Source organism: Acetivibrio ethanolgignens, assembly GCF_001461035.1.
GTDB classification, from domain to species: domain Bacteria; phylum Bacillota; class Clostridia; order Lachnospirales; family Lachnospiraceae; genus Velocimicrobium; species Velocimicrobium ethanolgignens.
In genome coordinates, this window is record NZ_LNAM01000161.1 from 1 (window position 1) to 14,311 (window position 14,311).

14 protein-coding genes are annotated in these 14,311 nt (G+C 41.9%); 11 read left to right on the forward strand and 3 right to left on the reverse strand.

The window, feature by feature from the left end; all coding sequences use genetic code 11:
- The first annotated feature begins 350 nt into the window (after positions 1 to 350).
- The 8 genes from ASU35_RS10495 (at position 351) to ASU35_RS10530 (ending at position 7,931) form a co-directional block, all read left to right on the forward strand.
- The gene (locus ASU35_RS10495) at positions 351 to 908 is read left to right on the forward strand and encodes a chromate transporter (protein ID WP_058352976.1); all 558 of its coding nucleotides are present in this window, start codon (positions 351 to 353) and stop codon (positions 906 to 908) included.
- The gene (locus tag ASU35_RS10500; RefSeq protein ID WP_058352977.1) at positions 895 to 1,425 is read left to right on the forward strand and encodes a chromate transporter; all 531 of its coding nucleotides are present in this window, start codon (positions 895 to 897) and stop codon (positions 1,423 to 1,425) included. The genes ASU35_RS10495 and ASU35_RS10500 overlap by 14 nt, the downstream gene beginning before the upstream one ends.
- A 15-nt stretch (positions 1,426 to 1,440) precedes the next feature.
- Entirely contained in the window at positions 1,441 to 3,114 is a 1,674-nt protein-coding gene (locus tag ASU35_RS10505; protein WP_058352978.1) for a methyl-accepting chemotaxis protein, read from the forward strand.
- A 130-nt stretch (positions 3,115 to 3,244) separates the two neighbouring features.
- Positions 3,245 to 3,937 (forward strand): VanR-ABDEGLN family response regulator transcription factor, encoded by a 693-nt coding sequence (vanR, locus tag ASU35_RS10510; protein WP_058352979.1) that lies wholly within the window; start codon positions 3,245 to 3,247, stop codon positions 3,935 to 3,937.
- Positions 3,938 to 3,945: 8 nt separating this feature from the next.
- Positions 3,946 to 5,058, forward strand: a complete 1,113-nt coding sequence (locus ASU35_RS10515) for a sensor histidine kinase (protein ID WP_058352980.1) — start codon at positions 3,946 to 3,948, stop codon at positions 5,056 to 5,058.
- Between the two features lie 107 nt (positions 5,059 to 5,165).
- Positions 5,166 to 5,900, forward strand: coding sequence for a C39 family peptidase (locus tag ASU35_RS10520; RefSeq protein ID WP_058352981.1), 735 nt, complete (start codon positions 5,166 to 5,168; stop codon positions 5,898 to 5,900).
- 89 nt (positions 5,901 to 5,989) lie between these two features.
- Positions 5,990 to 6,979 carry a hypothetical protein gene (locus ASU35_RS10525; RefSeq protein WP_058352982.1) on the forward strand — a complete coding sequence of 330 codons (990 nt, stop codon included), beginning with the start codon at positions 5,990 to 5,992 and terminating at the stop codon, positions 6,977 to 6,979.
- A gap of 13 nt (positions 6,980 to 6,992) precedes the next feature.
- On the forward strand, positions 6,993 to 7,931 hold the full coding sequence (locus ASU35_RS10530; RefSeq protein WP_058352983.1) for a 3'-5' exonuclease: 939 nt from the start codon (positions 6,993 to 6,995) through the stop codon (positions 7,929 to 7,931).
- Positions 7,932 to 7,965: 34 nt separating this feature from the next.
- Here the strand turns inward: ASU35_RS10530 and ASU35_RS10535 are convergent, their stop codons facing one another.
- A complete protein-coding gene (locus ASU35_RS10535; RefSeq protein WP_058352984.1) occupies positions 7,966 to 9,330 on the reverse strand; it encodes a D-alanyl-D-alanine carboxypeptidase family protein in 1,365 nt (454 codons plus the stop codon).
- A gap of 59 nt (positions 9,331 to 9,389) precedes the next feature.
- Complete coding sequence (gene tadA / locus ASU35_RS10540) at positions 9,390 to 9,869, reverse strand: tRNA adenosine(34) deaminase TadA (RefSeq protein ID WP_058352985.1); 480 nt, start codon at positions 9,867 to 9,869, stop codon at positions 9,390 to 9,392.
- Positions 9,870 to 10,014: 145 nt separating this feature from the next.
- On the opposite strand from tadA, the gene ASU35_RS10545 reads away from it, so the two are divergent.
- From ASU35_RS10545 to ASU35_RS10555, 3 genes are all read left to right on the forward strand, one after another.
- On the forward strand, positions 10,015 to 10,221 hold the full coding sequence (locus ASU35_RS10545; RefSeq protein WP_058352986.1) for a hypothetical protein: 207 nt from the start codon (positions 10,015 to 10,017) through the stop codon (positions 10,219 to 10,221).
- A 40-nt stretch (positions 10,222 to 10,261) separates the two neighbouring features.
- Positions 10,262 to 10,813 (forward strand): GNAT family N-acetyltransferase, encoded by a 552-nt coding sequence (locus ASU35_RS10550; RefSeq protein ID WP_058352987.1) that lies wholly within the window; start codon positions 10,262 to 10,264, stop codon positions 10,811 to 10,813.
- A gap of 186 nt (positions 10,814 to 10,999) precedes the next feature.
- Positions 11,000 to 12,208, forward strand: a complete 1,209-nt coding sequence (locus ASU35_RS10555) for an HD-GYP domain-containing protein (RefSeq protein ID WP_058352988.1) — start codon at positions 11,000 to 11,002, stop codon at positions 12,206 to 12,208.
- A 43-nt stretch (positions 12,209 to 12,251) separates the two neighbouring features.
- Here the strand turns inward: ASU35_RS10555 and ASU35_RS10560 are convergent, their stop codons facing one another.
- Entirely contained in the window at positions 12,252 to 14,309 is a 2,058-nt protein-coding gene (locus ASU35_RS10560) for a methyl-accepting chemotaxis protein (RefSeq protein WP_058352989.1), read from the reverse strand.
- Between the last annotated feature and the right edge of the window lie 2 nt (positions 14,310 to 14,311).

A 14,311-nucleotide genomic window follows, 5' to 3' on the forward strand; every position in this document is an offset into this window, starting at 1 on the left:
CTTTCTTGGTCATGTGAAATCAGCCCCTTTGCGAAAAGTTTTTATTCCTCAAAGCTGGTTTTCTGTCATCCGTCATACAGCAGCTTTTTTCATTTAACAATGACTTTGCCACCCTCTTTTGAAAACAATGAACAAGTGTGTTAGGATACAGGCTAAGAAAAACAGCAGGGGAATTCCCACAAAAAAGCGATTGAGATTATGCAGGTTCTGTTTACAGCCTGGTATTTTTCTAACAGCTGATGTAACTGATCCTCTTTGGTAAAAAACTTAAAATTTTTTAAGCTTTTTTTCTTTTTGTGGTTTTTAGGAGGGTAAAGTGTTATTATTTATAAAAAAGGGATGTTGAGAAAATGCAGAAAAAGTTAATTCCACCAATAAAATTATTTCTGTTTTTTGTAAAAATCGGCTGCTTTACCTTTGGCGGCGGTTGGAGTATCCTGGCACAGATGGAGCAGGAATTTGTTGATAAGCAAAAGCTGATTACAAAGGAAGAGCTTTTGGATATAACATCCGTAGGCCGTTCCATGCCGGGAATTATGATTACCAATATTACTATGATTTTTGGATATCGTGTTGCGGGGATTCTAGGCGGAATTGCTTCGATTATTGGTGTTGTAGTACCATCCATTGCAATTCTTTCTATTGTGACTTTCCTATACAACGAAATCGTGGATAATCCTTATGTGGAAAAGCTATTAATGGGGATTCGTTCCGCTGTTGTTCCAATTATTGCAGGCTCTGCAATCAGTCTGGGAAAGACAGCATTGAAGAATAAGCTGTGCATTATCGCTTGTTTGGTAGCCTTTGGATTAAGTCTTTTTGCAGATGTTGGAAATATTCAGATTGTGCTTATTGGAATTGTCTGTGCATTTATAATGGGAGGTATAAAAAGACGTGGTACTGCTTGAATTATTCTGGGTTTTTATGAAAATCGGATTTACCAGCTTTGGCGGCCTGTCCATGATACCGGTAATTAATGAACAGATGCTAAGCCATGGATGGATGACCCAGGAGGAGGTTACGAATATTCTGGCAATCGCAGAGATGACGCCAGGTCCTTTGGGGATTAACTGTGCGACCTTTGCCGGCACACAGGTTGCAGGTGTTGTAGGGGGGACTGCAGCTGTTCTTGGTGTGCTGATGCCGGCATTAACGACAACCATGCTGGTGGCTGCTTTTTATAAAAAGTTTAAGGAAACAACGATTTTTTCTGATATATTATATATTATCCGTCCGGTTTGTATCGGGTTAATATTGGCGGTGATTTGCACCTTGAGTCGGACAAGCTATTTGACTACAGGTGGAGGTGTATTGTGGAGTAATATTTTAATTGGAGCTCTGGCAGCCTGGCTGATTATTTATAAAAAGAAAAGTGTTCCGCTTGTTATTTTAACAGCAGGGGTGCTGGGACTAATTATTTGTTAAAGAGGAGGAATCGGTATGGAAAAGAAAGAGAAAAAAATAGGGGAAAGACTAAATGCGATTATACGCTTTCTGATTGTACTTTTAGGAGTAGCAGCAGTACTTTCTCTAGTCAGCTTCCAGCTGATTGGAAACAACATGACAGAGTTCTACAATGTTCAGTACGAGACAACGAAGAACCAGATGGAAATTCGTAAGGATGTACAGACCATCAATAAACGAATTTTGTGGGCTGTTATCAGTAATGATGCTGAGGTTACGGAAGCACAAAAAAGGGAACTTGTAGAGCGTTTTGATAAAATAGAAGGCTATTTGTCGGTTATTCAGAAGAACCTATCAGATAAAAGGGCGGCAGAGAGGTTGAGAACGGCTTTTGTTGGTTTTGAAGAGGCTTCTTTATACATGCTGAGTCTGGTAGAACAGGGACAGCCAGATAAAGCAGTAAATTACTATGAAACCGATTTTAATGATATATCAGAGGTTCTGGCGGATGCACTGAGTGCTGTTGGCACACAGTCAGACGCGGCTGCAAAAGGAAAACATGTAAAAAGTCAGGTAATCCAGATAATTACAACAATTATCTTAATTATACTGTTTATTGTTTCTGTTTTCATATCAAGAAGAAAGGGAAAACAGCTGCAAAAGGAGATTGCCGAACCACTGGAGGAGATTAGAGCGGCCTCCAGAGAGCTTGCAAAGGGTAATCTGCATATTGACATTGCCTATACTTCAGAGGACGAAATTGGCCAGGTAGCAGAAGAGCTTCGCATTTCCATTAAAAAGCTGTCGTCCTACATAGAGGAAATCGATAACTTCATGAGTGAAATGGCAGACGGTAATTTTGACATAACTGTAAAAAATGAATTTATTGGAGATTTTAAAAATATAGAGACAGCCCTGAATCATTTTACAGAAAAGATATCTGCAGATATGAGAGAGATTGAAAATGCAGCTCGGCAGGTATCCGAGGACTCCGGACAGATTGCTGAAGCAGCCCAGACCCTTGCGGAAGGAGCAACCGATCAGGCTGGCATTGTACAGAAGTTATCAGCTACGGTAAATTCTGTCAGCCAGAAAATACAGGATAATGCAAAAAATGCCGATGAAATCAGTAAAGAGGTCGTTGGTGTATCCGAAGAAATTAATCGGAGTAATGACTGGATGCAGAAGGTGGTACAGGCGATGGATTCCATCAGTACAACTTCTGAGGAGATTCGTAAGATTATCGGTACGATTGATGATATTGCAGCCCAGACAAATCTTTTAGCTTTGAATGCTTCGATTGAGGCAGCGAGGGCCGGAGAGGCAGGAAGAGGCTTTGCAGTTGTAGCAGATCAGGTAAGTGCACTAGCAAGCCAGAGTGCAGAGGCAGCACATACCTCCAGCCGGCATATTGAAGCAGCTTTAAGGGCTGTGGATGAAGGTAAGCAGATGGCAGACGGTGCGGCAGAAAAGCTGAAGGATGTAGTGACAGCAGCAGAGGCAATTACCGATAAGGTTGATGGTATTGCAGCAGCTTCCGGTGAACAGGCAGAAGCTGTGCATCAGATTGATACAGGTATTGATCAGATTGTTCAGGTGGTAGAGACAAATGCAGCGACAGCAGAAGAAAGCTCTGCTTCTAGTGAAGAGCTGACCAGCCAGGCACAGCTGTTAAAGGAATTGATTTATCAGTTCAAGCTGAAAAATTAAATAAAGTAAAATAAGAAAGCGGAGCTTTAAGGGTCTCCGCTTTCCTATTTCTTAAGGAAATTTTAATATATAAGCTCTCGTGTCTTTGCTATAATAAGCCTATAGATATTGAGAAAGAGAAGTGTAAGGGATGGATACCAGAATATTAGTTGTAGATGATGAAAAGGAAATTGCAGATTTGGTAGAACTATATCTGGCCAGTGAGGGATATATTGTCCGGAAATTTTACAATGGCAGTGATGCTGCCCGGTGTATCCGGACAGAGAAGCTGGATTTTGCAATTTTAGATATTATGCTGCCGGATATTGATGGAATGGAGCTTTGCCATCAAATTCGCAGAAAAGAGAATTATCCGATTATCATGCTTACTGCAAAGGGAGAAGAGATTGATAAAATCCGGGGATTGAGTATGGGGGCCGATGATTATGTAACGAAGCCCTTTAAGCCGTTGGAGCTGGTAGCGAGAGTTAAGGCACAGCTTCGCCGTGCAACAACCTATAATACCACAGAGACAAAGCCGGAGCTGGAGCTTTCGATAGGAGGAATTCGCCTTAATATTAAAAACCATGAATGTCGCTTGAATGAAGAGCTTATTAGCCTGACACCGACAGAATTTGACATTTTAAGGATTTTGTGCGAGAATCGGGGACAGGTCATCAGTGGAGACCGTCTCTTCCAGGAAATCTGGGGTGAGAAATATTTTTCTAGCAATAACAATACTATAATGGTACATATACGTCATTTACGGGAAAAGCTGGGAGAGACCGCAGAAAATCCCAAATATATCAAAACGGTGTGGGGTGTTGGCTATAAAATTGATTAGAGGTGCTTATGAACAAAAGATTTTTAGCGGATTATAAAAAGAGAATGTGGAGAACGCATTTTATTGTTTTGATTGGAGCCATCCTTTTCTGCAGTGCGGCTGTTTTTGCCTTGAGCTTTGTAGATACGGTCTATGATGGCATTGGAATCGAGTTTATTGAAGCCCATTTGGGATGGAGCTTTGCCCACCGGCTGACCAAAATGAATAAGGTAGTGTGGATGCTGATTGGCATATTTATTATATTTGCGGTCAGCTGGGTCGTTGTAGAGCATTTTGAGATGAAGCGGCTGTTAAGTGCTTTGGGAAAGGTTATGGAGGCCTTTGAAGAGGATGATAAAAAGATAACGCTGGGAAAAGGCTTTGGAGAGCTGGAAAGTGAGCTTAATTACCAGAAGCTGGAGCGAATTAAGCGAAAGGAACGGGAACAGCTGGAGGCACAGAAAAAGGCAGATTTGATTACTTATCTTGCCCACGATATCAAAACTCCGCTGGCTTCTGTCATAGGCTATCTTAACCTGCTTTCTGAGACAACGGATATGCCAGAGGAGCTTCGGAAAAAATATACCGGAATTACGCTGGAGAAAGCAGAACGACTGGATGAGCTGATTAATGAATTTTTTGATATTACCCGTTTTAATCTGTCAATGATACCCTTAGAGCTGGAGCGGATTGATTTGTCTTTTATGCTGGCACAGCTTGCGGATGAAAGCTATCCGCTTTTAAAGGCTGGCAGCCGTTGGGCCTCGGTAGAGACAGAGGGCGAACTGTATATCTTGGGTGACCCGGACAAGCTGGCAAGAGTATTTCAGAATATTTTGAAAAATGCAATAGCCTATAGCTACGAAAACAGCGAGATTGCTATACAGGCGGTAAAGGAGGGCGAATGGGTTCATATTGCCTTTTCCAACCAGGGAAAAGTGATTCCAAAACAAAAGCTGGAGATGATATTTGAAAAATTTTACCGTCTGGATGCTTCCCGTTCTACGAAAACAGGTGGTGCAGGGCTGGGACTCGCGATTGCCAAGGAAATAGTAACGGAGCATAAGGGAACGATTCAGGTGGAAAGCAGTGAGGAACACACGGTATTTACAATCTGTCTTCCGGCAGAGCATCCTGTATAGAATAAGAAATGAAGAAAAATTAAGAAAAGAATAAGAAGAAAGCACCAAAACAGGCCATTGATATCTGATAGGATAGATTTATCACAAAAGATTCTGGAGGAGAAACAATGAAAAAGGTTAAATGGATTCTGACAGGTGCTTTTCTTTTGGCATTTTTACAGCTGGGAATGCAAAAAGGAAATGAAATGATACTGCAGCTGGAAAAAATCGCACAGGGAAAGGCATTATCAAAAAATGAGTGTCCGGCAGAGCTTTTGGAGCTTTTGGATGAGAACCCGGAAACAGAAGCCTTTGTCAAGGATTATCCAAACCGTGAAAAATGGGATAAAGAGGTAAAGCTGACAAAAAAAGAAATGGAAAGTGATGCACCGTTGTTTCTTCAATGGGACAGACGTTGGGGCTATAGTTCCTATGGAAATAAAATGCTGGCTATCAATGGCTGTGGACCGACCTGCCTTTCTATGGTACTAGTAGGTTTAAAAAAGGATGTGGACATGAACCCAAGAGCAGTGGCAGCCTTTAGTGAGAAAAAGGGTTATATCACAGAGGATTCGGGAACCCAGTGGAGCCTTATGACAGAGGGAGCAAGGGAGCTGGGACTTGAGGCTTCGGAGCTTTCTCTGGCAAAAAATAAGATAAATGCAGCACTGGAAACCGGTCATCAGATTATCTGTAGTATGCGGCCTGGTGATTTTACAACGACGGGTCATTTTATTGTCATCTATGGAAAAAAGGATGGTAAGCTTTTAATCCACGATCCAAATAGTAAGGAGCGGAGCGAAAGGACATGGAGTTATGAGGAGATTGAGGGGCAGATAAAAAATTTATGGGAGTATAAATAGGGTAAGAAAACTGCTGACAGAAAGTTGTAAAAAATGGAAGATTGTGATAATATTACCATAGACACTTATCTGTACAGGAGGACTTGGGGATGAAAAAGAACAAAAGTATACCAGTAATCGGCATGCTTTTTTTTGCAATGCTTTTAGTGGATTTGTATTTAATTAAAAATACAAGCTCTGTACCTGTTTTAGCAATGGCAGGGATAGTAACGCTTGCAGCTGCATATTTGTTTTTTGATAAGCTGTATGATTTATTTTTAAGGCATCAGGAGGAAAAGGAAGCACAGGAGGCTATTATCCAAAGCTTTTGTGAGGAAACTCAGAAGGCAGATAAGGCAAAATATATAATGCTTAAAAAGACACAGGAGCTTCTGGAGGAAAAGCTTTCTAAAACAGCAGAAGCACAGCAGGAGCTTAAGGCTGCACTAGAGCAGCTTTTACAGGATCAGAATAAAAATGCAAAACTGGTTGTAAAATATAATCGTGAAGATAGTAAAAAGCTGGCAGCTCTATCCAAAGCAGATGCAGAAAAGCTGATAGCTACGGTAAATCAGGCAGGTGAAAAGCAGCTGGCGGCTCTTCGGAAAATGACAGAACAGCTGCTTGTACAGAAAAATATAGATTCTGCTGATAAAATTATTGAAGCTTTGGATCGTGACTTTACAGAGCTTGGGAATAAACTGGGCGGTCTTAGTGTGACTGTAGCAGGGGCACCTGTAGTAGAGGAGGCTACTCCGGAACCAGAAGAAGAGATAGAGCCAGTAGTAGAGGAACCAGAGCCAATTCCAGAAGTTGAAGAACCAGCTCCTGAACCAGAGGTAGCTCCAGAAATAGATCTGGGTGACCCGAATAAACAGATGAATCAGGATGATATAGCGGCACTGTTGGCAAGTATGGGAGCAGGAGAGGACACTTCAGCAGAGGAACCAGTTCCGGAACCGGAACTAATTCCAGAAGTTGAAGAACCGGAACCAGAGCCAGAGGCAGCACCAGAGGCTCCAGAGATAGATCTGGGTGATCCAAATAAGCAGCTGGGACCGGATGAAATAGCAGCATTATTTTCATCCTTAGGAAATTAAGGCAGGTAACAAAGTGGATTATATAATTATTGATTTAGAATGGAATCAATGTCCATTAGGCAGGGACCTGGGAGAAAGGGACCTGCCTTTTGAGATTATTGAAATAGGTGCAGTAAAGCTGGATGAAAACCGACAGTTTAAGGGAAAATTTCATAGCTTAATAAAGCCGCAGGTATATAAGGATATTCATCAGAAAACCTGGGAAATTATCCATATTGATAAGGAAGAGCTGGAACAGGGAGAGGCCTTTGAGACAGTGATAAGAGATTTCCTTGCCTGGTGTGGAGAAGAATACCGATTTGGCACCTGGGGGCCGATGGATTTAATTGAGCTTCAGAGAAATATGGAACATTTCGGGATTACAGAAGTATTTCAAAAGCCATTTTTCTATTGTGATATACAAAAGCTGTTTTCTCTGGAGACAGAAGGACACAAAAATCCGCACACACTGGAGTATGCAGTGGATTATTACGAATTTGCCCAAAAGGAAGAGTTTCACAGGGCTTTGGCAGATGCAGAGTATACTGCACGGGTATTTCAGGAAATCAGTGAGCGTATAGTAAAACGGTATTTTTCTATCGATTACTATCATAATCCTAAGACAAAAGAGGATGAGGTTTATGTTGATTATGGAACCTATACGAAATTGATCTCTAAAGAGTATGACAGTCGGGAGGCAGCTTTAAGAGATAAAAGAATACAAAGGTTGGAATGTCATCAATGTGGTAAGTTAATTCGTAAACGAATTAACTGGTTTAGTAACAGTATGAAAAAGAATTATTATTGTATTGGATACTGTGCTGAGCACGGATATATGAAGGGAAGAATTCGTGTGCATAAAACCAGGGATGGACATTATTTTGTAGTAAAAATAGTGAGTCAGACAAGCAAAGAAGGAGCAAAGGAAATACAGGAGAGATATCGGGAATTAAAGAAAAAGCAGCAGGTGTAAAGGAGACATCTGCTGCTTAACTCATCTTAAGCTTTTATCTGAAATCAAAGGTCTTACGACGACCCTTTCGATTTAGCTTCCAGTAGAGGTAGCCACCCGCTCCTAAAATCAGGAAAATAACAAGGATAATGAGCGGCTTAAGATTCCATTTTTCGCCTGTTCGGACGGTTTTGTTGTCCACCTCTTTTGGTGCTTCTGCAGCGGCAAGGGCAGGCGATTCTGCTTTGGTAAAAAGGATGTCACAAGAACCAACGGTTTTTCCGCCATAAGTATAAGTAACCGAGCCAATAATGTTGTCACCCTCTTTTAATTCGCTATTTGGCTGAAAGGTAATCTCACGCTTAGCATCGGCAAAATCTGCCGATTTAGGGAGAAGTATGGTAGCGTTGCTGCCCATTTTTAGTGGAGAAACGTCTGAATCAAATAGAGGGCTGTAGCGTGTGAATAAGGTAGCAGCATTTTCTTCTGTAACAGTTTCTTCGGAATCGATATTATACTGGGTAAAATTCTCGAAGCCCCACTCAAACAGCTTAGTTGTATCCGTATATTCGTTCTCTGGAGAGGTAGGGCCATTTGCCCGCATAACAACACAAACAAGAGTTACATTACCTTTTTTTGCAAAGGTAACAAGGGTATTTCCTGCCTTTGACGTATAGCCGGTTTTGCCGCCGATACAATACTCATATTGAAAAGGCGAATCAATAAGCATTTTATGGTGGTTGGGAAATACATTTTCATTTTCGTGCTTGTTGGTAGGAGAGATTGTATACCTCTTGGTTGCGGTAATTTTTCGGAAGGTTGGATTCTGCATGGCAGCCCGTCCAATTAATGCCATATCATAGGCGGAGGTATAGTGCTCATCATTGTGAAGTCCATTTGCATTGGCAAAATGGGTATTAAGGCAGCCCAGCTCTTTGGCACGGGCATTCATCAGTTTGGCAAATTCTTCTACAGAGCCGCTGATGTGCTCGGCAATACCAGTGGATACTTCATTAGCTGAAGCCAACATAATGGCATAAAGACACTGCTCTACAGTGAGCTTTTCGCCCTCATCAATGCCGATATGACTGCTTCCAACCTCCAGGTTAAATACAGCATTGTGGGAAAAGGTTACGGTTTCCTTCAAGGAACAGTTCTCCAGGGCGAGCAGGGTAGTTAAAATTTTGGTTGTGCTGGCTGGGTATTCCTTTTTATGGGCATTTTTTTCATAAAGAACCAGACCCGTAGAAGCATCCATAAGAACAGCTGCTTTTGCATTTACGGAAGGCCCTTTTGGCCAGAGGTCTTTGTCTGCCTCAGTGGTCTGGGAGGTCGGCTCGCTGGTTTCGGTGGCAGCGGCTGGGATAGTATTAGAAAGCAGTAAAACTGCAGATAAACAAAGTACAAAAAAACGTTTCATGAAATTAGTCCTCTCTATTTCGGGTATTTTTCTACTCCCTTAGAATATTTTAGCCTATTTTAGCAGTCACTGCAAGAGGGACGCTTCTTTTTTTTTGCCCGAAGCTCTTTAAAAAAGCTCTGAAGCATTTCAGAGCACTCTTTTTCCAGAACGCCAGGGATAATTTCTACCTGGTGGTTAAACTGCGGCATCTGAAGCAAATTTATGATAGAACCGGCACACCCGGCCTTTGAGTTCATCGAGCCGATAACAACTCGCGGGATTCTTGACTGAACAATAGCTCCGGCACACATCTGGCAGGGCTCAAGGGTTACATACATCGTGCAGCCTTCCAACCGCCAGTCTCCCAGTATGCGGCTTGCCTTGTTGATGGCAATGATTTCTGCATGAGCCAGGGTATTGCCCTTGGTATTTCGTTTATTATAACCGCGGGCGATGATTTTATCCTCATATACAATAACGCATCCAATCGGAACCTCCTCCAGGGCATAGGCTTTTTTTGCTTGCCGGAGAGCCTCCTTCATATATTTTACATCCATAGGAACTCCTCTTTTTGCAATAGAACTTAGTTTGTGCTATATTATATAGTAGCATGAAGAAAAAGAGGCCGCAACATGGAAATACTCAGATTTAATAAAACAACACTTTTGGACTATCCGGGACAGCTGGCATAACGTTCCGCTGGTGCTGCATCCGAAGGAGCAGCCGACGATTCCAGAATTTATCCGTAAAATAAAAATCCTTGGAATCAAGGTAAAGCTAGATACCAACGGCACCTGGCCGGAGGTTTTGAAGGCTTTTCTGGAAGAAGGTCTTTTAGATTATGTTGCGATAGATATAAAGATACGGGACTTTTACAGACGGTGCTGGAGAAATTTAAGCAGATTTTAGAGAAAACAATTCCACAGGTGGAAATAAGGGGGATTTAGATATGGCAGGTTGCTATCAGACGCAGCGTCTTTGGATGAAGGTGCTGAATGAGAGGAATAGCCGGGCTGTCTGTGATTTTTACAGCCGCAATAAGGAGCATTTTGAGCCATTTGAGCCGGAGAGGACACCGGGCTTTTATACCCCGGAATTTCACTGGAAAAGTCTGGTAGCCGAGCGTCATCAGTATGAGCAGCGGCGGTATCTCAGACTGTATCTGTATCGAAAGGAAAATCTGGAGCAGATTATTGGCTCTATTTGCTTTGACCACATTTGTTTTGGAAGCTTTCAAAGCTGTACCGTAGGTTATAAGCTGGATAAGGATTTCCAGGGACAGGGGTATATGCTGGAGGCTTTGACCTACAGCTTGAAGAATATAATTTTTGGAGAGTATGGTCTTCACCGGGTTGAGGCCTTGGTTGTGCCGGAAAATGCAGCATCAATCCATCTGCTGGAACGGCTGGGCTTTGAAAAAGAGGGCATTAGCCGTGACTTCGCGAGACTTCGCGGTGTGTGGAGAGATCATGTGAAATATGCGTTGATAAATTATGATTAGAAGTGTGAAAAAATTGATATGATTCAAAGGAGGCTGTTTTTGTGACTGCCTCCTTTTAAGCCTTACCCCAGTGTAAAGTTTAGAACTGTTTTTTCTGCATTTAACAACGACTTGGCCACCCTCTCTTGAAAACATTAACCAGGTGTGTTAGGATACAAATTAAGAGAAAGAAAGGATAGAATACAAATGAAAATAGATTTTAGCGACCTTTTATATGCTTTTTCTTATGGGCTGGACTGCGTGGAAAACCAGCTGGTGCAGGTGGCGGCTAATCATGGAAAACGTGTGGCATGGCTTTGTGTGTTTTTAGGGAAAGCATTGGAGATGGAAAATGAGGATTTGATAGATTTGGCGGGCTGTGCAATCCTCCATGATAATGCCCTGACGGAGTATATCCAGATGGAACGTAGCAATGGCAGAGACCCAAAGGTAGAGCTTGCTGGAAATAATCTGGGAGTCCACTGTGTCATGGGAGAACGAAATATGAAAAAACTGCCCTTTTTTGAGAAATGGGAAGGAGCAGTTCTTTATCATCATGAGGAGGCGGATGGCAGCGGCCCCTTTGGAAAAAGAGCAGAGGAAACCCCGCTGTTTGCACAGCTGATTCATATGGGGGATAGTTTGGATGCTTTATTCCAGCTAGGCAGTGTAAATCAGGAAAAATATGACAGAATTTGTGCTTATGTAAAGGAACAGGAAGGAATCCGCTATTCTCCAGTATGTGTGCAGGCATTTCTTAAGGGAGTTACTGAGGAGAAGCTTGAGCTTATGAAAGGAGAAGTATTGGATAAAAAACTTCAAAGAGAAGTAAACAGCGGATTCCGTGAATATTCTAATACGGAGATACATAATATCTGCGATTTTTTTGCTCAGATTATTGATTATAAATCCAGCTTTACAAGAAGGCATTCTCAGGGGATTGCAGCCCGGGCAGAGCAGATGGGGAAATATTACGGCTGGGATGAGGATAAGTGCACCCTTTTGTATCTGGCAGGGGCTGTGCATGATTTAGGAAAGCTGGCGGTGGACAGCAACATTTTGGAGAAGCCGGATAAGTTGACTGATGTGGAATATGAGCATATACAGAGCCACGCTTATTTAAGCTGGTGGATTTTAAGTAAGGTAAAGGGCTTTGAAAAAATAACCAAATGGGCATCTTATCACCATGAGAAGCTTAATGGCACCGGTTATCCTTTTGGAAAAACAGCAGAAGAATTGGGCTTTGAAGAGCGTCTTATGGCCTGTCTTGATATTTATCAGGCACTGACTGAGCCAAGACCGTATAAAGATGGTTTTTCTCACGAAAAAGCAATTGAGATTATGCAGGGAATGGTAGAAAAGAATTTTATAGATGGTGAAATAACAAAAAATTTAGATGAAAACTTTGGCCAGTAAAAAGGAGCCGCACACCAGGTAATTAGTGTGCGGCTCTTTCTGCCTACAGCTGATATTTTTCTAACAGCTGGCTTAATTCATTTGTAACCTCGTTCATCATAATAATCTGTCTGTTTACAGTGCCGAGCTCTTCGGATTGCTGGAGGCTGGACTCAGATACGGATTTCGAGGAAGCAGCTACCTCTTCGGAGATGGCTGATATACTCTCTGTCAGATTCAAAAGGGATTCCGTTGCATTAGATACATAGGAAATACTATCTGTGATGCCGGCAGAGGAAGTATTAATCTGCTGGGCAGCTCTATGCAGCCGGTCAAACATTTCCTTTGTAGTATGCAGAGATTGATTGGTCTCGGCAATACTTTCTTTGGTTGCGGTCATTTTTTCTACAGTTATTTGGATAATCCTGGCAATATCTTTAATGATAGAAGCAATTTCCTGGGTTTCGCTGGTTGAGGATTCAGCGAGCTTACGCACCTCGTCAGCGACAACAGCAAAGCCTTTTCCTTGTTCTCCGGCTCTGGCGGCCTCAATAGAAGCATTAAGAGCCAGCAGATTGGTCTGGGCAGCAATTTCACTGATTGCGGAAATAATTGCATTGATAGAGTTAGACTTTATCTGCAGTTCTCCAATCTTTACTGCTACTTCTTCGATAGCAGTCATACTTTCCTGGAAATGTGCATCCAGGTTATCTATGGTATCAATACCTTCGGTATGGATTTGTCCCATAGCACCAATCGACTGATTGACCAGGTTGATATTCTGGGTCATGTTTTCTACATGAGAGGACAAATCCATAGTATTGGAATATACCTCGTTATTGTCATTTGCCAAATTAGCGGTACCGGTAGATATTTCTTCCATTGCATTTGAAAGTGCAGCTCCGGACTCCGTAATTACATTTAAAGAGCTTCGGAGTGTATTGGAAGAGTCCTTAATGGTATCAGAGGTCTGGGTGACATTTTGAAGCATCCCATGTAAATCCTCTGTCATGCTATTAAAGGTGTTGACCAGGACATTTAGTTCGCCAGGGTATTTTCCTGGAATATGGACATTTAAGTCACCCTTGGAGATTCTATCTGCCACAGAAGCGATAGTAATTACCGGCTTCATAATATGGTTCATAGAAAATAGAATACAAAAGGCCATGGCAAATAAAACGAAGAGATTGACAACAATCCCAATATTTAAGCTTTTTGTTAGGCTGTTAGTCAGGGTGGTTGCATTATTGGACAATACATTCATTTCAGCAAAATAAGGTGCTTTATCCAGAGTAAGACGTAAAATGTAAGTGGCAGCATCATTCTTTTGTACTGGATAGTAAATGCTGATTCTGTCCTCGTCATCTGTAACCATTTTTTCCGTGCCGCTGGAAAAAACTTCGGTAAAGCTGGTATCTGTAGAAATCTCACCTTCAACATAAGAGGTTGTTTCTGCTTCTTCGCCAAAGGAAATCAGCACTGTATTGCTACTGTCTACCATGATAAGGGATGTAAAGCCCTTGGTTCCCTCAACAAAACCGGAGAGAGCATTTTTGATACTGTCAGAATTTAGTGCAGCCTCAATACAGCCCTTGCCGTCTTTTCGTGGAATTGCGGTGTATTTAAAAATGCTATCGCTTTCAGCAGATATTTTCAAATCAGATGGCAATACCAAATCGCTATCAGATAAAAGGCTCCGGTAGCCTTCCCAGATGTCAAAGAGATTGACGGACTTAGAAGCCGGATCTGTGGCGAGAATAAAGTCACCATTTTTGTTACTGATTAAAAGATCTGTCATATTGAGCTTTTTTGCAATATTTTTCAGATCACCATCCGTTAGAGCCGGATTATTCTGATAGGCATCCTGCAGATAAAAAGCAGCATTGAGCATTGCTTCATCCGTCTGGTTTTCTAGGGAAATTGCATAATCAGCTATATTTTTAGCAGTACTCTTTAGACTGGCTTCGATTTCCCCCTCTGCCTTTTCTGAAATCAGAGAGACTGTTGTCTCTAGTTCTTTTGTTACCGTTTTTCTTTGCTGTGAAGTCTGGAATAATAAAACAATGACCAGGACAGCAATGGAGGCAATAATAACAGCTCCGATACGTTTTTTAATTGACATAG